This window comes from Flavobacterium sp. Arc2, from assembly GCF_041431385.1.
Classification (GTDB): Bacteria; Bacteroidota; Bacteroidia; order Flavobacteriales; family Flavobacteriaceae; genus Flavobacterium.
The window spans coordinates 50,703-71,797 of record NZ_JASMRH010000015.1; the positions used below are offsets into that span (position 1 = coordinate 50,703).

The window sequence follows — 21,095 nt, forward strand, 5'->3', positions numbered from 1 at the left end:
TGTTGGTAAAAAAGCACCGCGACGCAACTCAAGCCCACATTAGTGCGCTCAAATCATGTTTTTTCAAGTGCGCAAATATAGGTACAATAAGCCGGTTTATTTTATTAATAAATTAGTCCTGAACCATCAAAAATTCACTTTAGTTGAATAAAAACAACTAACCCATTGTTAATCAGAGCCTCAAACAAACTATTATTTTAATAAGTTGTCAAAAAAATCACCTAATTTAGTTACCCTACTATTCATAAGAATAATTCCAAATCAAGCAACCAAAAATCTAATTATGGCGGTTCCCAAAAAACGTGACCCCTTAAATTTTATAGGAACAGCATGTAGCTCTCAAAAAATTAAAAATATTCATAACCAAGAAATTACAGCGCCTAAACTTTGAGCCTTCAACCATTGGTAATTCTTTTGTTTATTTGATCTCAATATTTTAAGAATTCAAGTCTGTTTTTTAAATTACTCTAAAACATTACAAAGAAATCATATTACTTAATTTTCATTTTCAAAACACATCCCAAGGTTTCTAAAACAAGGATATAATGCGTTTTATTCACTTCTTGAACAACGGCTTCCTGAGCAGAGAAAGGACCATCTTCTAAAGTGATTTTATCCCCTACTTGTATCGAGTCTATAGACACATCATAAGTGTCAGGAGTATCCAACCATTTTTTAATGGTACTTATCTCTTCATCACGAACGATGGCCGGTTTTCCCAACCAAAACAAATAGCGAACCGCCCCCGTTGATTGAAACACTAGGTTTCTTTCGGCCTCCGTTACTTGCACAAAGACATAGGAATTAAAAAGAGGCACAATTACCTTCTTCTTTCTATCAGACCATTGGCGCACCTGCGTAATCAGAGGACAATAGCATTCTACCCCAATCTTTGTAAGTTGCTCCGCAACTTTCTTCTCCCATTTAGGTTTTGTATACACCACGTACCAGTTCTTCATTTGCGTTGTGTTGAAATAACATCTTGTTGTTATTCTTGTTTATATATGACTCTCTATTTGTTGTTCCCACATTATTTTTCAGCCTCGAATTATCAAAATTAGCAGCAATCATGAATTATCAAAACTGCTCGATTCCTTTATGACCGTTTTAACTCCAAATTATCCAATTCATATTTAAACTACTTTCAATACCGATTGTGTTTTTATTATGCTAAGACGATTTTAATTTAAGAGCGGAAACGTAGTCCTTAACAAGGCTGTTCTTTGTTCTTTGTTCTTTGTTCTTTGCTCTTCGTTCTTCGTTCTTCGTTCTTCGTTCTTCGTTCAACATTTTCCAAACTCCATTTTTCTAAGAATAGTCTCGATAGCTCGGACGATATGTTAGGATTTAAGAACCGATAGCTTGATATACAAATCCAATTTTTTCTAAAGCCACACCATCCAATATATTTCTTCCGTCAAAAACAAAAGCAGGCTTTTGCATGGAGTTATAAATCCGTTGCCAATCATACTGAACAAACTCATCCCATTCCGTAAGTATCGCTATAGCATGTGCCTCCTTGCATGCGTCATAAGGATCCACAAATGACATCACGCTATTGCTGTTTTTATCTGCAGTTCTAGTTTCTAAATAATCTAAATCCATTAAAATTTTGTTCCTTGTGACTTTAGGATCGTAAACCGCAATTTTTGCATTTTCATTGATTAGATCATCTGCCACATAAATCGCTGCAGATTCTCTAGTATCGTTAGTGTCTTTTTTGAAAGCCCATCCTAATAAAGCAATTTTCTTATCAGAAACGGTATTGTAAAGTGTTTCCACTATATTATTTGCAAAACGTCTTTTTTGATAGTCGTTCATAATAATAACCTGCTCCCAATAATCAGCCACTTGATTCAATCCGTAGGATTTTGCAATATAAACTAAATTCAAAATATCCTTTTGAAAACAAGAACCTCCAAATCCCACAGACGCTTTTAAGAATTTAGATCCTATTCTGCTGTCCATTCCTATCGCTTTTGCCACTTCGTTTACATCAGCACCTGTCTTTTCACAAAGCTCAGACATCGCATTAATAGAAGAGATTCTTTGTGCCAAAAACGCATTTGCGGTCAATTTAGATAACTCTGATGACCATACATTAGTAGTCAATATTTTATCAACTGGAACCCAATTAGAATAGACCTCTACCAATGCTTTTATCGCTTTTTGACCGTCTTCAGTCGTATCGCCTCCAACTAATATCCTGTCTGGGTTCAATAAATCCTCAACTGCTGTACCTTCAGCCAAAAATTCTGGATTAGATAAAATTTGAAATTTCACGCCGTTACCCGTATTGTCTAAAATGCTTTTAATAGCCTCAGCTGTACGAACCGGTAATGTTGATTTCTCTACTACGATCTTATCGTCCTTGGCAATTTTAGCAATTTGTCTGGCACACAATTCAATGTATTTTAAATCGGCTGCCATACCCTTGCCTTTACCATAGGTTTTAGTAGGTGTATTTACCGATATAAAAATAATTTGGGCTTCGTCAATTGCTTTCTCAACATCGGTAGAAAAAAATAAGTTCCTACCTCTTGCATCGCCAACAATTTTATCCAATCCCGGTTCGTAAATAGGAATATTATCTAAATTCTCATCATTCCAAGCCGCTATTCGTTCTTTATTTAAATCAACAACCGTAACTTGTATCTGTGGACATTTTTGTGCTATAACCGCCATTGTAGGTCCGCCAACATATCCGGCTCCAATGCAACAAATTTTTGTGATTTTCATTTCTTCTGTTTTTCTTTCTTTTTTATTCCTTATTCTTTGTTCAACGTTTTCTAGCCTCTTTTTCTAAGGTCCGTTTTAGGTTTACTGAACTTGTATTTTAAGTGGTGTTCACTGAATTATCGATTTGTCTTGATAAAAAAAGCGATACCGTTTGTGCTTTTATTACTATTTTACTTTTTTGCTCGATCAAAAAAGTAACCAAAAAATCACTGCCTAAAAATCCAAAACTTAAAAACTACCACAAAACACCGTTCCGAGCCCCGAGCCGTTCGCCTTACAGGCTCAACTCGCGGAGCTCTGCCTCTTTCTTTTGCCGTTGTTTTTTGACGTTTTTAATTTAAGGGCGGGGCTAAGATCTTTAAATATGATATCTCTGTTCTTTCTACTATTTTCTTTGTTCTTTGCTCTCTATTAAAAGTTTTATCTAAGTACCTCTATCTTTAGACAACCGCAATCGAATAGACATTAGCTGTGATAACCGACAACGATCTATTTTAAATTATTCCAATACCAGTCAATCGCTTCTCTCAACCCTTGCTGTAAAGAATACTGCGGATTATACGCTAATAACTCTTTTGCTTTATCAATACTAGCCAAAGAATGCGGTATATCTCCAGCTCTATTTGGACCATGAACCACTTCAACATCAGCAATTGCAGAATCATATTTGGTCAAATATTCTTTCAAATAATTCACCAAATCGTTTAATGTATTTCGATCTCCAAATGCCGTATTATACACCGTATTCACCGCAGCTGGATTTTCTGTAGTCATTGCTAATTCATTCATCTGAATCACGTTTTCAATGTAAGTGAAATCGCGTGAATAATTCCCATCTCCGTTAATAGTGATAGCTTCATGATTCATTAATTGCATCACAAATTTAGGAATGACCGCTGCATACGCTCCATTAGGATCCTGTTTTCTCCCAAAAACATTAAAATAACGCAACCCTATTGTTTCTAAACCATACGTTTTACTAAAAATATCAGCGTACAGTTCGTTTACATATTTAGTTATGGCGTAAGGAGAGAGTGGCTTTCCAATCACATCCTCCACTTTAGGCAATCCAACCGAATCTCCATAAGTAGAAGAACTGGCTGCATACACAAAACGCTTCACCTTGGCATCTGTAGCAGCCACAAGCATATTCAAGAAACCAGAAACATTGACATCATTAGTCGTAACCGGATCATTAATAGAACGAGGTACTGAACCCAGCGCTGCCTGATGCAAAACATAATCGATGTCTTTTACTGCATTCTGGCAATCAACAGCGTTTCGTATATCGCCTTCAACCAACCTAAAATTAGGATTAGTAATAAAATCCTTTAAATTATGTCTGTGACCCGTAGCAAAATTGTCTAAGCATACTACTTCATGTCCTTTAGATAAAAAATACTCACAAAGATTAGAACCAATAAACCCGGCTCCACCTGTAATCAATATGCTGCTTTTTGTTCCCTCTTTCATTTATACTAATTTAAAAATCCTTCTATTATTTTTTTGTTTTTATACCTAATTTTCTAAGAATTGAATCATAGAAATTTTTTGGTTTATCTTCATCTGTGTATCCATTTGAATAAGCACCGTAACCGTAGCCATAGCCCATACCATAGCCAGAACCATATTTAGCCTTATTTTCAAAACCATTTAAAATAATACTGGCATTGTCTAGTTCTCCTCGTTTTACTCTATTATTCAATAAAGTAATCATTTCCTTTTTAGAAAAATTCTGTCTTACAATATATAAAGTAACATCCGAATATTGTGATAATTCCAAAGCATCAGAAACCAGTCCCACCGGTGGCGTATCCAATATGATATAATCGTACTTTTTCTTTAATTCTTCGATTAATTCTCCCATTCCATCACTCAAAATCAATTCTGACGGATTAGGAGGAATAGGCCCCGAAAGGATGACATCGAGATATGGAATCTGAGTATGATTTATAATATCATCCACACTTTTCTGCTTTATTAAGTAGTTGACAATCCCCACTTCATTAGACAAATTAAACTCGTCAAATAATTTGGGTTTCCTTAAATCACAACCTATAATAACTGTCTTTTTTTCGCTTAGCGCAAAAACGGTAGCGATATTTATAGAACAGAATGTCTTTCCTTCTCCACTGACTGACGATGTTATCATCAATGTTTTGGCTCCACCTACATTTTGTTTTTTATACAAGTACTGTAGCGAAGAGCGAATTGCTCTAAAGGATTCAGACAATGCTGATTTGGGTTTGTCATAAACCGCTAACTCCGAACTTTCCTTACTTAGACCTACAACTCCAATCAAGGGAATTTTTGTGAGTTTTCCAATATCGTCCGTATTTTGAATGGAATCATTGATAAAGAAAATAAAAAACACAAACAACAACGGAAACAATATCCCAAGAAAAAGCGCCAAAACATAATTAGCGGATGTTCTTGGACCAATTTGCCCTCCACCTACATCTTTTGCCGGATCAATAAAGTGAATATCAGATAAATTTGCCGCTTTTACAATATCAGCTTCGCTTCTTTTTTGAAGAAAAGTATTGTAGATATTATCGCTTAAATCGTATTTTCTCTTTATTTTTATTAACTCCTGCTGCTCGTCAGGAAGCGCCTTAATCGTACTTTCCGTTTGACTAATTTTATTATTAATCAGTGCCAGATCATATTGAAGAGAAGATTTTGCTGAAGCAATATTCTCTAATAATACATTTTTAATAGCCACCATTTGATTATCAAAATCTTTAAATATCTTATCACTTTTTACTGCGTAAGCCATTTCTGATCGTTGACCTGAAAGAGAAATTAATTTGGAGACATTAGTCACCACATTTGGATCATCAATACCCGCAACTGATGGCGCTGGAAGCTTTGAGTAATCTACACTGTTTTTTAAATAGGACTTTAAGGAGTTGTAGTAGGATATTTTTCGGGTGATTTCATCTCTACTAACATCAAATTCGAGCATCTTATCAGAAAACTTAGCGCCTCCTTCTTCAATATCATAGATATTCTTGCCTTTCCTGAATGTTTTTAGTTCGTTTCCAGTTTCTTTCAACTGCGACTCCATCGCAATTAATGTGCTGTCAATAAAAGCAATTGTATTTGTGGCAAACTGATTCTTACTATCTAGTTGTCTTTTGATAAGCATTTCTACGGTCGAATTCAGGTATGTAACCATTCTTGCCTTATTTGCTCCTTGCATTCCAAGCGTAATTATAGAACCGCCCTTGTCATCTGAACGAACATTTATCCCTCGATACCCTGCAACAGTTCCATTAAAATCACTAAACGAAACAAAGTATTCATTGCCTTTGTAAAACCCAGGATTGTCATTTATCTGCAATTTCCAATTTAGAAATGGTAAAGAAACCCTTTCGCCCACCTTATATCGCTTAACAAAATCCCCAGTCGCAACAGCTGTAGTACTATATGAATTATCAGAGTAGGTAATTAAGGAAGCATTTTGACTTGCAAATGGAATTCTAATTTCATAAACATTTTCATTAACAAAGCGAATCCCAATGAGATTTCCTGATAGTTGTCCTTTTGATTTGTCGATATCAACGTAAAAAGGAACTGCGCCATAAGCATCCTCAAGGGCATACTTACCTTGAACTAGATAATTAATATAATATTGCAGTTTATCAACCACAAGTTCGTTATGAGATCTAGACTGTATCGTGGTCGAAATGGTTTGAACTTGGTCAGAAGTACCACCCCAATTAAAGACCAGACTAGTATTTGAAGTAAACAACGGATTACTTTCTTCCTTTACAGAAATAAGCGTCTCCATACTATACACTTTCTCTTTACGAATATTTACCTGGTAGGCAATAGCAAAAGTGATTATTAAGCTTAATAGAAACCATTTCCAGTAACTTCCTATTTTTATTAGAAATCCCTTAAAGTCAAAACTAACCTGATTTTCAAAAATCGAAAAATCTTTTATATCTAACATTTTTTGATCTCTGTTTTAATTTTTAAATAGCAAGAAAAAGGTTGTAGTAGCCAGTGACAACAAGGTAATAATCGTTCCTAACGATTCTATCCCCGTTTTTCCTGTTCCCCAAGTTTTTTGTTTGAGTGGTTTTACATAAATATAATCATTCGGTTGCAGATAAAAATAAGGTGAATTCATTACGTTGATATCAGTAAGATCGAGATCATGCATTTGCACTCCCGTTGGAGAATTTCTGATAATCGTTACTGCTTTTCTATTTCCTGTTATCGTTATATCTCCCGCATTTGCGATAGCTTCCATAATATTCACATTATCCTTAAATAGAGTCTTGGTTCCTGTACTTCCTATTTCGCCATTTATGGTATACTTGAAACCCGCTAATTTTACAATAACAAAAATATTAGCTTCTTTCTTAAAATATTCAGCTAACAATTGGTTTTCAATTTTAACTCTTATTTCCTCTAAAGTAAATCCAATTACATTAATTTCTCCCAAAACAGGCATCCTAATATTCCCATGATCATCAACCGTAAAACCATCAAAATACAATCCCGATTCAGATTTACCAGTGACACCCTCGTTTGTGGTACTAAAAATAGCAACTAATTTTGGATCAATAGCCTTTATACTAATGCTTAAAACATCGTTAGTTTGCAATCTATAGGGCTTAGCTACAATAGCCGAAATTCCTGTTTCTGTTTCAGAATTATTCTTTTTTTGCAAGTAAATCAAATCCTGAGTAGGAATACATGAAGTAAATAACACACTTATACTAAGTAATAAATAGAATATATGCTTGCTCATTTTTATATTTTAGATAACAAATATAGCTTTTCATTTACTATATCAAAAGTTTAGCTATTTATTAAGACAATTAATTATTTTTGAAAGACTTTTCGAATGGTACGCGCTGCAATATGCTCCTTCCCAAAGTAACTTCATCTGCATATTCCAATTCATCACCCACGGCAATTCCGCGAGCAATTGTAGAAATTACAATATCAGCCTCAGCTATTTGTTTATAAATATAAAAATTTGTGGTATCCCCTTCCATTGTTGAGCTTAAAGCAAAAATAACTTCATTCACACTTCCTGCCTTTACCTTTTCTACTAATGTTGTAATTCTCAACTGACTAGGACCTACTCCATCAATAGGAGAAATTTTACCACCTAAAACGTGATAAACCCCTCTAAATTGTCCTGTATTCTCGATTGCCATCACATCACGAATATCTTCTACAACGCAAACAATTTGATGATTCCGATTTTTATTAGCACAGATTTCACAAATATCACTATCTGAAATATTGTGACAATTTGTACAATACTTGATATCTTCTCGCATATTCACCAATGCTTGAGACAAAAAACTGGTTTGTTCTTTGGGCTGTTTCAATAAATGTAACACTAAACGCAAGGCAGTTCTCTTCCCTATCCCCGGTAATTGAGATATTTCGTTAACTGCTTTTTCTATTAATTTTGAAGAAAATTCCATAACTGCAAATGTAGCAATTTGTTTATTTCTTTAAATAGTTATTTACTTAATCCCTTCTATAAATTCGATTTGGTTGAAATAAAGAAACAAACAACCTATAAACATAGTCAACAAGGTATTAACGAAGTAGCATTTACCGATTTTAAAAAATCATTTTTCCACGTGCAGACCTCTGGCAAAAAATGAAGCAGCCGTTACAGGAATTAAACCTAAAGAGATTAACTAAAAAATTGTACTTTGGCTTTTCAAAATCCAAAAAATGACACCTTTCGCCATTCTCTCGCTTATCGTTATCTACCTCGGAATATTATTCACTATCTCTCATTTTACGAGTAAAAAAGACAGTGGGAATGACGCTTTCTTTAATGCGAATAAAAACTCTAAATGGTATTTAGTCGCTTTCGGGATGATAGGAACAGCACTTTCTGGTGTCACTTTCATTTCTGTTCCTGGCGAAGTGGGTGCGCCAAGTGGAGAACAATTTAAATATTTTCAGTTTGTTTTGGGGAATGCTATAGGATTTATATTCATCGCCAAAGTACTATTGCCTTTATATTACCGAATGAACTTGACGTCTATTTATGGCTATATAGAACGTCGTCTAGGAATCTACTCCTATAAAACTGCGGCCACTATTTTCTTGATTAGCCGAACTATCGGATCCGCGTTTAGATTGTATCTCGTCGTGATAGTTTTACAGCGCTTCGTATTTGATTTTTACGGAATTCCCTTTGCTGTTACTGTATTGATTTCACTAGCTTTGATATTTGCTTATACCTATCGCGGAGGTTTAAAAACGATTATCATCACTGACACCTTACAAACATTTTTCTTAGTCACTTCTGTTTTTATGACTATTTATTTTATCTGTCAAAGTCTAGACCTTAATGTAATTGAAGCTTTTGAAGAAGTTAAAAACAGTAACTATTCTAAAATATTTTTCTTCGATGATTTTCTGTCCAGTAAATTTCACTTTGTAAAACAAATTCTAGGTGGAATTTTCGTTACAATTGCTATGGTAGGATTAGATCAAGACTTAATGCAGAAGAATTTAAGTTGCGCAACCATTGGCGAAGCCCAAAAGAACATGTTTACTTTCACCGGAATATTTGTACTGATTAATATATTCTTTTTAAGTGTGGGTGCCTTACTTTATATCTATGCTGCAAAAAACGGAATTGAAGTCCCTACAGATTTGGTTACCGGAAAACCAAGGACTGATTTGCTATTTCCTGAAATTGCCTTTCATCATTTAACCTTGATTCCGTCAGTAATATTCTTGTTAGGTTTGACAGCGGCAACTTTTGCTACAACAGATTCTGCCTTAACAGCGCTAACAACTTCTTTTTGTGTTGATTTTTTGGGCATGGATAAAACTGAAAACCGAAACAAACCCAATGCAGTAAGAGCCAGACATTTTACTCATCTTGGGTTTTCATTTCTTATGTTCTTAGTGATTGTATTTTTCAACTCTGTTAACGACAGTTCTGTTGTAGGAATGATTTTCAGGATTGCTTCTTATACCTATGGACCATTACTGGGATTGTATGGTTTTGGTTTATTCATAAAAACAAAAACAGTTAAGGATCAATTTGTACCGCTTATCTGTATATTATCTCCTGCGCTAACTTATCTCCTTAGCGAAAATTCAAAAGCACTATTTTTTGGATATGTATTTGATAACGAACTGATAATCGTAAATGGACTAATCACTTTCACAGGACTGCTCGTGATTAGCAAACCCACCTCACAAGAAACTCGTTTCTAATTTCACACAGACTATAAGGAAACATTTTGTAATTGCATCTCGTCTCAATACTAAAACGAGACGAGATGAAAACAATATTGTGATTTAGGAAGTATTAAAATACTTCACAATTTATAAACAAATTCAGTTATTTAATACCTATTTGTAGTCAATAAAACCAATGTACAAGCCACTTCTGATTTTATATTATTCAATTCCAAAAGTTGATAAAGCTCTGGGTTTTCAGTCCCTGGATTAAAAAGCACTCGTTTTGGCTTAGTTTCTACTATGTAATTGTAATAATCTTTTTGACGGGCAGGATTTAAATATAGAGTAATCGTATCGATGTTTTTTAAAGGAATCGCTTTAGTTTGAATTTTGATTCCAGCTACTTCTCCAGCATTTTGACCGATAGCAAGAACTGAATGCCCTTTTTCAACAAGCATCGTAATCGCTTTATAAGCATATTTCTCTGGTTTTGCTGATGCACCAAGAACTAAAGTTTTTTTATTTTTCATTATTTTATTGTTTTTTTGTAAAAGTACTAAAATACTATAGTCCGTTTTAATAAAAATTAATATCTTTCGATTCTAACTTTATTATATTAGGAACCTATTCTTCATATTTTAACCTTTTCTTAATCCTAAAGAAGCTTTAAAAAGTAATACAACCAACTAATTTCGCGAAAAAACATGGAACTTTTTATTTATTTGTTTGCTGCCCTTTTTTCAGTCATCAACCCCATAGGCACAGTTCCCATTTTTGTTGGACTAACACAGGGTGACAACAAAAAAGAACGCTCTCGTATTTCACTATGGACGGCAATCAATGTTTTTGTGATTATGATTATCTCCTTTTTTTTAGGGGAATATGTTTTGTCCTTTTTTGGAATTAGTATGGAAGCTTTACGCATTGCGGGAGGAATAGTTATCGCCACTTCTGGATTCTCACTGCTATCTGGTCAATTCAATAAAAAAAGAGGCGTGAGTAAGAAAGTAGAAAATGATGCACAAAAACGAAATGACATTGCTTTAACTCCATTGGCCATCCCTATGCTTGCCGGACCTGGATCTATGTCTCTGCTAATTGCATTTTACAGCGAACATCAGGAGACGTCCCAAATAATTATTTCAGTCTTGGCCATGATCGCCGTTTCCATCTCCATTTTTATTATTTTAAGAAGCGCTCATTATCTAGCTAAAATACTTGGAGCTTCAGGAATCGTCGCTATCTCAAGAATCGTAGGTTTTATTGTAATCGCAATAGGAGTTCAATACATTATCAGCTCAATCATAACAATAGTTAAAACAAATTTGATGTAAAAAAAGATCGCTATAATTCAAAAAAAAAAGACCTTCAAAAACATTGAAGGTCTTTTTTTTATGCTTTTGGCAAAAATATCTCAGCCATCATACATCTGGCGCTTCCACCCCCACAAGCCTCGATAGTGTCTAGACTTGAGCTAAGAATCGTAGCATGTTTTTCTAACTGCTCTACTTGCTTCGGTTTTAAGCTCTGATGCGCAGCCGTACTCATAACCAAATATCTTTTATCATTGGCACCACGAACTTCCAGCATGTTTCCAGCAAAATTATTAACCTGCTCTTCTGTGATTAAAACCACCTCTTTATTATCTTTTTTAAGATTATCCAAAACCATTTTACGTTCTTTTCTATCATCAATGCAATCAGCACAAATCACCGCAAAAGTTTCACCCAAACACATCATAACGTTAGTATGATATATCAATTTTCGTTCTCCATTTACAGTTTGAAAAGCTTCAAACAATACAGGTGCGTAGTCAAAATCTTCACAGAACTCTATGAATAGTTCTTCGTCGGCTCGGGGAGACAAAGCACAATATGCTTTTTCGTTTGCTCTATCAAGTAGTAAACTTCCCGTTCCTTCCAAGAAAAAACCATCTTCTTCAGCAGAAGTATAATCTACAATAGAATCCATTTTGAATCCTTTTTCTTCTAACACATCCAAAATTTCTTCACGACGTTCCTCACGACGATTCACTGCAAACATAGGGTACAATGCCACATCTCCATTTTCATGAAAGGAAACCCAGTTGTTAGGAAAAATACTGTCAGGAGTATCTGGATTTAATGTATCGTCAACTACAGTAACATCAACACCAACAGCTCTTAGCTTTTCAACAAAAGTGTCAAATTCTTGTTGCGCTTTTGCATTTACCGTTGCTGGTAAAAGATCATCTAATACTTTTTGATAATAATTATTAACTGCCGTTTGTTCGTTCATTCTAAACGCCACTGGCCGAATCATTAATATAGAATTTGTTGTTTGTTTCATTTTGTATTTTATTTATATAGCAACACATTAAAATGTATCACTAATCGAATTAATCTCTTATTAAAGGTAATGTGGAACAACGTAATAATCCTTCCTGTTTCGAAATCTCAGCATAGGGAACCTCCTCAACTGTAAAACCTTCAGATCGCAACCAATTATTTAATCTCGTAAAGTTCTTTTCAGAAACCACAACATTAGAATCAATAGAAAACACATTAGAATTCATAGTGTACATCTCATCTCTGCTAATGTGAAATAAATTCTCTTTTCCAAAAAGATTCACAAGATACATATAATCTGCCTCTTCACGGAATCCGCTTTTATAGATAATTCCTTTATTAGGTCCTATCGGCTGAAAACAACAATCAAGATGTAAAGCATTGTCTCGGGCTTCAATTTTAGATTTTACTAAATCAAATTCTTTAACGATCTTATCAGGGAACAAATCTTTTATGAATTGTACGCCCTCCTTATTTGTTCTTGCCGTAATATAATCTTTGTAGTCACTTCCTTTATAAGTACCTATAAATATATGATCATCCCATAACATAACGTCGCCGCCTTCTATATGCACCTCCTCAGGAGGACGAACGACTTTTAAAGGGTCTATCTGATCAATTACATATTGAATCGCATCGAGTTCTCTCTCACGTTCTGGTAAAATATTACTCTTAATAAAAACACCATCAATCACAAAACCAATATCTCTTGTAAATATCTGATTATAATCAGCAATTAATTCGGGTCTATAAATTGTGACGTCATACTTTTGAAGCACTTTATTAAAAGCATCCATCTCAGCTACCATGTCCTTTTCAATCGGATAAGTCCCTGCTAATATATGCTCTAATGATTTTGGATCATACGCTTCAGCTATTGCCGGTATTTGACCATTACTAGTCGCAGTTCCTAAAACTACTGCGCGTAATCTTGAAGTCTCATTCTTTACATTTAATTTTAACATATAGTATTTCAATTTGGACAAAGATAAAAAAAGCCTCACTAGAAAGTGAAGCTTTTTAAAATTGAATTTAACGTTTATCTACAGTTTTAAAATCTCTTAACGGAGACCCTGTATATATTTGCCTTGGCCTTCCGATAGGCTCTTTGTTTTCACGCATTTCTTTCCATTGTGCAATCCAACCTGGTAAACGTCCAATAGCGAACATTACGGTGAACATGTCAGTAGGAATTCCTAATGCTCTATAAATGATTCCAGAATAGAAGTCCACATTTGGATATAAGCTTCTTGATTTGAAATATTCATCTTCTAGAGCTAGTGCTTCTAATTTTTTTGCAATAGCAAGAATTGGATCATCAACACCTAAAGTTTCTAAAACTTCATCTGCCGCTTTCTTAATGATTTTAGCACGTGGATCAAAGTTTTTATAAACTCTATGACCAAAACCCATTAATCTAAAAGGATCGTTTTTATCTTTGGCTTTAGCCATATACTTATCAGTATCCCCTCCATTATTATGGATTTCTTCTAGCATTTCAAGAACTGCTTGATTTGCACCTCCATGTAGAGGTCCCCAAAGTGCAGAAACACCTGCTGATATTGATGCAAATAATCCTGCATGAGAAGAACCAACCATTCTTACAGTAGATGTAGAACAGTTTTGCTCATGATCTGCATGAAGAATAAACAATTTATTTAATGCATCAATTACAATTGGACTTGCTTTATAAGGCGCCGTTGGAATTTCAAACATTAATCTCATGAAATTTTCTACATATCCTTTTGTATTATCATAATAATTCAAAGGGTAACCCATGCTTTTTCTGTAAGTCCATGTTGCAATTACAAGGAATTTCCCCATAGTTTTACAAACGGCATGATACATTTCTTTTTCATTATCAACGTTTACTGATTTAGGATTAAATGCTGTTAATGCACTAGTCAATGCAGCTAAAACACCCATCGGATGCGCTGTTCTAGGAAAACCATCAATGATGCTTTTCATTTCCTCATTAACTAATGTATGTCTTCTAATATCATTTTCAAATTGCTCTAACTGAACAGCAGTTGGCAACTCTCCAAAGATTAAAAGAAAAGAGACCTCTAAAAAATCAGCTTTAGCAGCTAATTCTTCAATTGAATATCCTCTGTAGCGAAGTATTCCAAGTTCTCCATCTAAGAAAGTGATTTTACTGGTACAAGAACCTGAATTTTTATACCCTGGGTCAAGAGTGATTACCCCAGTTAAATCTCGTAATTTGTTAATATCGATAGCTTCTTCGTTTTCGCTTCCTTCTACAACAGGAAACTCATACCTCTTACCATCAATTTCTACTATAGCTGTTTTTGACATAATATTTTGAAAATAAAACTTTATATTTAATAATCTACCAAATCTAAGGATAATAACATTAAATAAAAAGCGAAATCGATAATGTTATTGTTAAATTAAACAAAAAAGCCATCCGAATAACTCGAATGGCTTTTTATAAATAAAAATATAAAATCTTATTTTATCTTGAATGCTTTTTTCCCAGGAAAATAAGCTGTTTCACCAAGCTCTTCTTCTATTCTTAATAATTGATTGTATTTTGCCATACGATCAGAACGAGACGCAGAACCAGTCTTAATTTGACCACAGTTCAAAGCAACTGCTAAGTCAGCAATTGTATTATCTTCAGTTTCTCCAGAACGATGTGACATTACAGAAGTATATCCCGCATTTTTAGCCATATTAACAGCTGCAATAGTTTCTGTTAATGTACCAATTTGGTTGACTTTCACTAAAATTGAATTAGCGATTCCTCTATCGATACCTGTAGACAAACGCTCTACATTAGTTACAAACAAATCATCTCCTACTAATTGAACTTTATCTCCAATTTTCTCAGTAAGCAATTTCCATCCGTCCCAGTCATTTTCATCCATTCCATCCTCAATTGAGATAATTGGATACTTAGCAGCTAATTCAGCTAAATAATCAACCTGCTCAGCAGAAGATCTAACTTTACCTGTTTCTCCTTCAAATTTAGAATAATCGTATTTACCGTTTACATAAAATTCAGCAGCAGCACAATCTAAAGCGATCATAATTTCGTCTCCAAAAGTATAACCTGCATTTTCAACTGCTAACTTAATTGTATCCAAAGCATCTTCCGTTCCACCAGCTAAAGTTGGAGCAAAGCCACCTTCATCACCTACAGCTGTAGAAAGACCTCTGTCATGTAATACTTTTTTAAGACTATGAAAAATTTCAGTTCCCATTTGCATGGCTTGCGTAAAAGAAACTGCTTTTACAGGAATAATCATAAACTCTTGAAACGCAATAGGCGCATCAGAATGTGAACCACCGTTAATGATATTCATCATAGGAACTGGCAATGTATTTGCAGAAACCCCACCTACATATCTGTATAATGGCAATCCTAATTCATTAGCCGCTGCTTTAGCCACAGCAAGGGAAACCCCTAAAATAGCATTTGCACCTAATTTCGATTTATTTGGAGTTCCATCTAAATCGATCATCATTTGGTCAATTACATTTTGTTCAAAAACAGACGTACCTAAAAGTTCTTCAGCAATAATGGTATTAACATTTTTCACTGCATGTAAAACTCCTTTTCCTAAATAGGCTTTCCCTCCGTCTCGTAATTCCACTGCTTCATGTTCTCCAGTTGAAGCTCCAGATGGAACTGCAGCTCTACCCAAAACACCATGTTCAGTAACTACATCTACTTCTATAGTAGGATTCCCTCTTGAATCGAAAATTTGTCTTGCGTGAATTTTGATAATAATACTCATACTACTTTATTTTAATTTTTAATAACACAAATATATTCTATCTTTTCTAATGATAATATGAAAATAATGAATCTTATTAACGAAAACGTTATAATTATGTGTAAATAAAAATTCTATCTGTAATTTTACAGAAATAATACATAAAATTTACATTTTCGTAAAGTAAAAAGAAAATGTATTGTCACTACAAATCTAAAATAAGCAACAAAAATAAAAAGAAAACCAAACCTTTGTTTAGATTTCTTAACCAAATCCGTTGATTCATAAAGACATCAATTAAAAAAGGGTACTAACTTTAATAAAAAAGAAAGTACCCCTATAGTCTAGATAAAAACGAAAATCTGTGATCTTATCCTTTAATATTTTCAATGAATTGGTCAAATAAATAAGATGAATCATGAGGTCCCGGACTTGCTTCTGGATGATACTGAACTGAGAAACAATTCTTGTGCTTCATTCTCATACCAGCAACAGTTCCGTCATTTAAATGTACATGTGTGATCTCTAAATCAGGATTACTTTCTAATTCTTCCTTATTAACTGCAAAACCATGATTCTGCGAAGTAATCTCACCTTTCCCAGAAATCAAATTCTTTACTGGATGATTTATTCCTCTGTGTCCATTGAACATTTTGTATGTCGAAATTCCATTGGCTAACCCAATTACTTGGTGTCCCAAACAAATTCCAAACAATGGCTTATTATCCGCTAGAATTTCTTTTGCCACTTGAATAGCTCCTGAAAGTGGTTCTGGATCACCAGGGCCATTAGATAAGAAAAAACCATTTGGATTAAACGAGGCTAAATCTGTGTATGTTGAATCATAAGGAAAAACCTTAATATAACAATCTCTCTTAGCTAGATTACGAAGGATATTTGTCTTAATCCCTAAATCCAATGCTGCAATTTTATACGTTGCATTTTCATCACCATAGAAATAAGGCTCTTTAGTAGATACTTTTGAAGCTAGTTCTAATCCCTTCATATCAGGAACATTTGCTAACGACATCTTTAAATCTTCTAGAGAAGTTCCATCAGTACAAATAACAGCATTCATAGCTCCATTATCTCTAATGTAACTTACAAGCGCTCTAGTATCTACATCTGAGATACAAATAAGATTTTGTTTAATAAAATAGTCTTCTAAACTCTCTGAAGCATCTGCTCTAGAATAATTAAAGCTAAAGTTTTTACAAACCAAGCCAGATATTTTTATTCCATCGGATTCAACTTCGTTTTCATTTACACCATAATTCCCAATATGAGCATTTGTGGCGACCATCAATTGTCCAAAATAAGATGGATCAGTAAAAATTTCTTGATAACCGGTCATTCCGGTATTAAAGCATACTTCTCCATAAGTTGTTCCACTGATCCCTATAGATTTTCCGTGAAAAATGGTTCCATCACTTAGTAAAAGTATGGCGCTTTGTCGTGTTGTATATTTCATGAGTAGTTAAATATTGTGCAAATTTAATCCATTAATACAATGGATGCAAACTTTTAAAATTTATTATAAAATAAAAGGCGAAAAATAACCCTTCTGACATCTTTTAATTAATTGAATGTAAAGGCTAACAGTACAGCGGGAAAGACTAAAAAATCTAATACGTTTGTTCAAAAAAAAGCAAAAAAAAAGGATAAACTACTAATAGTTTATCCTTAATTTTTATTGAATGATTATCTTCATAACTACTCAGCAGCGTCTGTAGTTGTATCAGCTTCAGCAACTGGAGCTTCTTCAGTAGCTTCATCTGCTTTTTTAGCTTTTCCACCACGACGGCTTTTTGCTTTTTTAACTTCTTTTTTACCACCATTGTAAAGCTCATTGAAATCTACAAGTTCGATCATTGCCATATCAGCATTATCTCCCAAACGATTTCCAACTTTAATGATACGTGTGTATCCACCTGGACGGTCTCCTACTTTAGCAGCTACGTCTCTGAACAAGTCAGTTACCGCATATTTGCTACGTAAGTAAGCAAAACAAATACGACGATTGTGAGTCGTATCAGTTTTTGATTTTGTTATTAAGGGCTCAACGAATTGTTTAAGCGCTTTTGCTTTAGCGACAGTAGTGTTAATACGTTTGTGCTCAATAAGAGAACAAGCCATATTAGCTAACATAGATTTTCTATGTGCAGTCTGTCTGCTAAGGTGATTGAATTTTTTTCCGTGTCTCATGACCAATTTATTTTAACTTCATCTTGCTACAATCCATTATGGAGAGCAAAATATGAAGTAAATTATTCTTTATCTAGTTTGTATTTTGCTAAATCCATTCCGAAGTTCAAATTCTTAATAGCAACTAGTTCATCTAGTTCAGTTAAAGATTTTTTACCAAAATTACGGAATTTCATTAGGTCATTTTTATTGAACGATACTAAATCTCCAAGTGTATCAACTTCAGCCGCTTTCAAACAATTTAACGCTCTTACAGATAAATCCATATCAACAAGCTTAGTTTTAAGCAATTGTCTCATATGTAATGATTCCTCATCATACGATTCTGTTTGTGCGATTTCATCAGCCTCGAGTGTAATTCTTTCGTCAGAAAACAACATGAAATGGTGAATTAAAACTTTAGCAGCTTCAGTAAGCGCATCTTTTGGATTGATAGATCCATCAGTTTTTATTTCAAAAACTAACTTCTCATAATCTGTTTTTTGCTCAACACGGAAATTTTCAATTGAATATTTTACGTTTTTTACCGGAGTAAAAATAGAATCCGTAAAAATAGTTCCAATTGCAGCGTTTTGTTTTTTGTTCTCCTCAGCAGGAACATATCCTCTACCTTTTTCGATTGTTAAATCGAAGTTCAGTTTGATTTTTGGATCTAAATTACAGATAACTAGTTCTGGATTCAAAACTTGGAAACCTGAAATGAATTTTTGAAAATCACCAGCTGTTAATTGATCTTTACCTGAAACAGAAATAGTAACTGCCTCATTATCTATATCTTCAATTTGACGTTTAAAACGTACTTGTTTAAGATTAAGAATAATTTCGGTAACGTCTTCAACAACTCCTGAGATAGTAGAAAACTCATGATCTACACCTTCAATACGAACGGATGTAATTGCATAACCTTCTAATGCTGAAAGCAAAACTCTTCTAAGTGCATTACCAACGGTCAATCCGTATCCTGGTTCTAAAGGTCTGAATTCAAACTTACCTTCAAAATCGGTTGAATCGATCATGATAACTTTATCGGGCTTCTGAAAATTAAATATTGCCATAAATTTCGACTAAGTCAATTATTATTTGTTGTACAACTCTACGATTAATTGTTCTTTAATGTTTTCTGGGATTTGAAGTCTAGCTGGTACAGAAACGAAAGTACCTTCTTTAACGTCATTATTCCAAGTAATCCATTCATAAACATGACTTGAATTAGATAAAGAACGTTCGATAGCCTCTAATGATTTAGATTTTTCACGAACTCCTACTTTATCACCAGGTTTAAGGTGATAAGAAGCAATATTTACTACATCACCGTTAACAGTAACGTGTCTGTGAGATACTAATTGTCTAGCGCCTCTTCTAGAAGGAGCGATACCCATTCTAAATACTACGTTATCTAATCTTGCTTCACACAATTGTAAAAGAACTTCACCAGTAACACCTTTAGTAGCTGATGCTTTTTTAAATAAACCTCTGAATTGTTTTTCTAAAATTCCATAAGAATATTTAGCTTTTTGCTTCTCCATTAACTGGATTGCATATTCAGATTTTTTACCTCTTTTTTTAGCCATTCCGTGTTGCCCAGGTGGGTAACTTCTTCTTTCGAAAGCTTTGTCATCTCCGAATATTGCTTCGCCAAATTTACGAGCAATTCTAGTTTTTGGACCAGTATATCTTGCCATTTCTAAAAATTTTATTAAGGTAGAGATTATGAATTCAGGTCATATCCTTCGATAATCGTGTTTTCTACCTAGTTATACTTAAATATATTATTAAACTCTACGTCTTTTAGGAGGACGACATCCGTTGTGAGGCATTGGAGTAACATCGATAATCTCAGTTACTTCGATTCCACCGTTATGCAAAGAACGGATAGCAGACTCACGTCCGTTTCCTGGTCCTTTTACATAAACTTTAACTTTTTTAAGTCCTGCTTCAATAGCTACTTTACTACAATCTTCTGCTGCCATTTGGGCCGCGTATGGAGTGTTCTTTTTAGAACCTCTAAAACCCATTTTACCAGCTGAAGACCAAGAAATAACTTCACCTTTTTTGTTTGTCAAAGAAATAATGATGTTATTGAAGGTAGCAGAAATATGAGCTTCTCCCGTTGATTCAACGATAACTTTACGTTTTTTTGCAGTTGCTTTAGCCATATTACTTATTATTTAGTTGCTTTTTTCTTGTTGGCAACAGTTTTTCTTTTACCTTTTCTTGTTCTAGAGTTGTTTTTAGTTCTTTGTCCTCTTAAAGGAAGACCAGTTCTATGACGGATACCTCTATAACAACCAATATCCATTAAACGTTTGATGTTCAAAGAAACCTCAGAACGCAATTCTCCTTCAATTTTGAATTCAGATACCGCTTCACGAATTGCTCCGATCTCGTCATCATTCCAATCTTGAACTTTTTTATCTTGGCTAACTTGAGCTTTTTCTAAAATCTCAATAGCTCTACTATTTCCTAATCCGAAGATATAGGTAAGTGCTATAACACCTCTCTTGTTTTTCGGGATATCTACCCCTGCTATTCTTGCCATAATTATCCTTGTCTTTGTTTAAATCTAGGATTCTTTTTGTTTATAACGTACAATATCCCTTTTCTACGCACAATCTTGCACTCGGGACTTCTCTTTTTTACTGATGCTCTAACTTTCATTGTGAATATCCTTTAATATCTATAAGTAATTCTTGCTTTTGACAAGTCATAAGGGCTCATTTCTAGTTTCACTTTATCACCAGGTAATAATTTGATATAATGCATACGCATCTTTCCAGAAATATGAGCAATTACAATATGTCCATTCTCTAACTCCACACGGAACATCGCATTTGATAATGCTTCAATTATGGATCCGTCTTGTTCTATTGCTGATTGTTTTGCCATA

Annotated in this window: 21 protein-coding genes; 2 read left to right on the top strand and 19 right to left on the bottom strand. The window is 34.1% G+C overall.

Translation table 11 applies throughout. The features are described 5' to 3' along the window. Nucleotides 1-491: 491 nt before the first annotated feature. From QO182_RS11695 to recR, 6 genes are all read right to left on the bottom strand, one after another. Entirely contained in the window at nucleotides 492-959 is a 468-nt protein-coding gene (locus QO182_RS11695; RefSeq protein ID WP_371561786.1) for a UpxY family transcription antiterminator, read from the bottom strand. A 388-nt stretch (nucleotides 960-1,347) separates the two neighbouring features. Continuing rightward, nucleotides 1,348-2,739, bottom strand: coding sequence for a UDP-glucose 6-dehydrogenase (locus QO182_RS11700; RefSeq protein ID WP_371561788.1), 1,392 nt, complete (start codon nucleotides 2,737-2,739; stop codon nucleotides 1,348-1,350). Nucleotides 2,740-3,228: 489 nt separating this feature from the next. Then, nucleotides 3,229-4,212 (bottom strand): SDR family oxidoreductase, encoded by a 984-nt coding sequence (locus QO182_RS11705; RefSeq protein ID WP_371561790.1) that lies wholly within the window; start codon nucleotides 4,210-4,212, stop codon nucleotides 3,229-3,231. Nucleotides 4,213-4,237: 25 nt separating this feature from the next. Then, nucleotides 4,238-6,700 carry a polysaccharide biosynthesis tyrosine autokinase gene (locus QO182_RS11710; protein WP_371561791.1) on the bottom strand — a complete coding sequence of 821 codons (2,463 nt, stop codon included), beginning with the start codon at nucleotides 6,698-6,700 and terminating at the stop codon, nucleotides 4,238-4,240. Nucleotides 6,701-6,715: 15 nt separating this feature from the next. Then, nucleotides 6,716-7,507, bottom strand: coding sequence for a polysaccharide biosynthesis/export family protein (locus QO182_RS11715; protein ID WP_371535323.1), 792 nt, complete (start codon nucleotides 7,505-7,507; stop codon nucleotides 6,716-6,718). Between the two features lie 70 nt (nucleotides 7,508-7,577). Continuing rightward, on the bottom strand, nucleotides 7,578-8,198 hold the full coding sequence (gene recR, locus QO182_RS11720; RefSeq protein WP_371535325.1) for a recombination mediator RecR: 621 nt from the start codon (nucleotides 8,196-8,198) through the stop codon (nucleotides 7,578-7,580). A gap of 259 nt (nucleotides 8,199-8,457) precedes the next feature. Here recR and QO182_RS11725 point away from each other — a divergent pair, with 259 nt between their 5' ends. After that, the gene (locus tag QO182_RS11725; RefSeq protein WP_371535327.1) at nucleotides 8,458-9,966 is read left to right on the top strand and encodes a sodium:solute symporter; all 1,509 of its coding nucleotides are present in this window, start codon (nucleotides 8,458-8,460) and stop codon (nucleotides 9,964-9,966) included. Between the two features lie 131 nt (nucleotides 9,967-10,097). Here the strand turns inward: QO182_RS11725 and QO182_RS11730 are convergent, their stop codons facing one another. Beyond that, entirely contained in the window at nucleotides 10,098-10,463 is a 366-nt protein-coding gene (locus QO182_RS11730) for a CoA-binding protein (RefSeq protein ID WP_371535329.1), read from the bottom strand. A 174-nt stretch (nucleotides 10,464-10,637) separates the two neighbouring features. On the opposite strand from QO182_RS11730, the gene QO182_RS11735 reads away from it, so the two are divergent. Beyond that, a complete protein-coding gene (locus QO182_RS11735; RefSeq protein ID WP_371535331.1) occupies nucleotides 10,638-11,267 on the top strand; it encodes a MarC family NAAT transporter in 630 nt (209 codons plus the stop codon). 58 nt (nucleotides 11,268-11,325) lie between these two features. Here the strand turns inward: QO182_RS11735 and ctlX are convergent, their stop codons facing one another. The 12 genes from ctlX to infA form a co-directional block, all read right to left on the bottom strand. Continuing rightward, entirely contained in the window at nucleotides 11,326-12,261 is a 936-nt protein-coding gene (gene ctlX, locus QO182_RS11740) for a citrulline utilization hydrolase CtlX (protein ID WP_371561793.1), read from the bottom strand. A gap of 49 nt (nucleotides 12,262-12,310) precedes the next feature. Then, the gene (locus QO182_RS11745; RefSeq protein WP_371561794.1) at nucleotides 12,311-13,225 is read right to left on the bottom strand and encodes a dimethylarginine dimethylaminohydrolase family protein; all 915 of its coding nucleotides are present in this window, start codon (nucleotides 13,223-13,225) and stop codon (nucleotides 12,311-12,313) included. Nucleotides 13,226-13,292: 67 nt separating this feature from the next. Continuing rightward, nucleotides 13,293-14,576 carry a citrate synthase gene (locus tag QO182_RS11750; protein ID WP_371561796.1) on the bottom strand — a complete coding sequence of 428 codons (1,284 nt, stop codon included), beginning with the start codon at nucleotides 14,574-14,576 and terminating at the stop codon, nucleotides 13,293-13,295. Between the two features lie 155 nt (nucleotides 14,577-14,731). Beyond that, entirely contained in the window at nucleotides 14,732-16,024 is a 1,293-nt protein-coding gene (gene eno, locus QO182_RS11755; RefSeq protein ID WP_371561799.1) for a phosphopyruvate hydratase, read from the bottom strand. Nucleotides 16,025-16,373: 349 nt separating this feature from the next. Continuing rightward, the gene (gene carA / locus QO182_RS11760) at nucleotides 16,374-17,474 is read right to left on the bottom strand and encodes a glutamine-hydrolyzing carbamoyl-phosphate synthase small subunit (RefSeq protein ID WP_371561801.1); all 1,101 of its coding nucleotides are present in this window, start codon (nucleotides 17,472-17,474) and stop codon (nucleotides 16,374-16,376) included. 242 nt (nucleotides 17,475-17,716) lie between these two features. Beyond that, nucleotides 17,717-18,208, bottom strand: coding sequence for a 50S ribosomal protein L17 (gene rplQ, locus QO182_RS11765; protein WP_091091615.1), 492 nt, complete (start codon nucleotides 18,206-18,208; stop codon nucleotides 17,717-17,719). A 62-nt stretch (nucleotides 18,209-18,270) separates the two neighbouring features. Beyond that, nucleotides 18,271-19,263: a DNA-directed RNA polymerase subunit alpha gene (locus QO182_RS11770; protein WP_074724330.1), complete on the bottom strand. Its 993-nt coding sequence runs from the start codon at nucleotides 19,261-19,263 to the stop codon at nucleotides 18,271-18,273. A gap of 21 nt (nucleotides 19,264-19,284) precedes the next feature. Continuing rightward, nucleotides 19,285-19,890, bottom strand: coding sequence for a 30S ribosomal protein S4 (gene rpsD / locus QO182_RS11775; protein ID WP_074724331.1), 606 nt, complete (start codon nucleotides 19,888-19,890; stop codon nucleotides 19,285-19,287). Nucleotides 19,891-19,980: 90 nt separating this feature from the next. After that, nucleotides 19,981-20,364: a 30S ribosomal protein S11 gene (gene rpsK, locus QO182_RS11780; RefSeq protein ID WP_007136543.1), complete on the bottom strand. Its 384-nt coding sequence runs from the start codon at nucleotides 20,362-20,364 to the stop codon at nucleotides 19,981-19,983. An 8-nt stretch (nucleotides 20,365-20,372) separates the two neighbouring features. Further along, nucleotides 20,373-20,747, bottom strand: a complete 375-nt coding sequence (gene rpsM, locus QO182_RS11785; RefSeq protein WP_074724332.1) for a 30S ribosomal protein S13 — start codon at nucleotides 20,745-20,747, stop codon at nucleotides 20,373-20,375. A 2-nt stretch (nucleotides 20,748-20,749) separates the two neighbouring features. Beyond that, on the bottom strand, nucleotides 20,750-20,866 hold the full coding sequence (gene ykgO, locus QO182_RS11790; RefSeq protein ID WP_074724333.1) for a type B 50S ribosomal protein L36: 117 nt from the start codon (nucleotides 20,864-20,866) through the stop codon (nucleotides 20,750-20,752). Between the two features lie 12 nt (nucleotides 20,867-20,878). Further along, a complete protein-coding gene (infA, locus tag QO182_RS11795) occupies nucleotides 20,879-21,094 on the bottom strand; it encodes a translation initiation factor IF-1 (protein ID WP_007136545.1) in 216 nt (71 codons plus the stop codon). Between the last annotated feature and the right edge of the window lies 1 nt (nucleotide 21,095).

Coding starts and splice junctions, on each gene's coding strand:
- QO182_RS11695 (WP_371561786.1), bottom strand. CDS start 959: ATGAAGAACTGGTACGTGGTGTATACAAAACCTAAATGGGAGAAGAAA.
- QO182_RS11700 (WP_371561788.1), bottom strand. CDS start 2,739: ATGAAAATCACAAAAATTTGTTGCATTGGAGCCGGATATGTTGGCGGA.
- QO182_RS11705 (WP_371561790.1), bottom strand. CDS start 4,212: ATGAAAGAGGGAACAAAAAGCAGCATATTGATTACAGGTGGAGCCGGG.
- QO182_RS11710 (WP_371561791.1), bottom strand. CDS start 6,700: ATGTTAGATATAAAAGATTTTTCGATTTTTGAAAATCAGGTTAGTTTT.
- QO182_RS11715 (WP_371535323.1), bottom strand. CDS start 7,507: ATGAGCAAGCATATATTCTATTTATTACTTAGTATAAGTGTGTTATTT.
- recR (WP_371535325.1), bottom strand. CDS start 8,198: ATGGAATTTTCTTCAAAATTAATAGAAAAAGCAGTTAACGAAATATCT.
- QO182_RS11725 (WP_371535327.1), top strand. CDS start 8,458: ATGACACCTTTCGCCATTCTCTCGCTTATCGTTATCTACCTCGGAATA.
- QO182_RS11730 (WP_371535329.1), bottom strand. CDS start 10,463: ATGAAAAATAAAAAAACTTTAGTTCTTGGTGCATCAGCAAAACCAGAG.
- QO182_RS11735 (WP_371535331.1), top strand. CDS start 10,638: ATGGAACTTTTTATTTATTTGTTTGCTGCCCTTTTTTCAGTCATCAAC.
- ctlX (WP_371561793.1), bottom strand. CDS start 12,261: ATGAAACAAACAACAAATTCTATATTAATGATTCGGCCAGTGGCGTTT.
- QO182_RS11745 (WP_371561794.1), bottom strand. CDS start 13,225: ATGTTAAAATTAAATGTAAAGAATGAGACTTCAAGATTACGCGCAGTA.
- QO182_RS11750 (WP_371561796.1), bottom strand. CDS start 14,576: ATGTCAAAAACAGCTATAGTAGAAATTGATGGTAAGAGGTATGAGTTT.
- eno (WP_371561799.1), bottom strand. CDS start 16,024: ATGAGTATTATTATCAAAATTCACGCAAGACAAATTTTCGATTCAAGA.
- carA (WP_371561801.1), bottom strand. CDS start 17,474: ATGAAATATACAACACGACAAAGCGCCATACTTTTACTAAGTGATGGA.
- rplQ (WP_091091615.1), bottom strand. CDS start 18,208: ATGAGACACGGAAAAAAATTCAATCACCTTAGCAGACAGACTGCACAT.
- QO182_RS11770 (WP_074724330.1), bottom strand. CDS start 19,263: ATGGCAATATTTAATTTTCAGAAGCCCGATAAAGTTATCATGATCGAT.
- rpsD (WP_074724331.1), bottom strand. CDS start 19,890: ATGGCAAGATATACTGGTCCAAAAACTAGAATTGCTCGTAAATTTGGC.
- rpsK (WP_007136543.1), bottom strand. CDS start 20,364: ATGGCTAAAGCAACTGCAAAAAAACGTAAAGTTATCGTTGAATCAACG.
- rpsM (WP_074724332.1), bottom strand. CDS start 20,747: ATGGCAAGAATAGCAGGGGTAGATATCCCGAAAAACAAGAGAGGTGTT.
- ykgO (WP_074724333.1), bottom strand. CDS start 20,866: ATGAAAGTTAGAGCATCAGTAAAAAAGAGAAGTCCCGAGTGCAAGATT.
- infA (WP_007136545.1), bottom strand. CDS start 21,094: ATGGCAAAACAATCAGCAATAGAACAAGACGGATCCATAATTGAAGCA.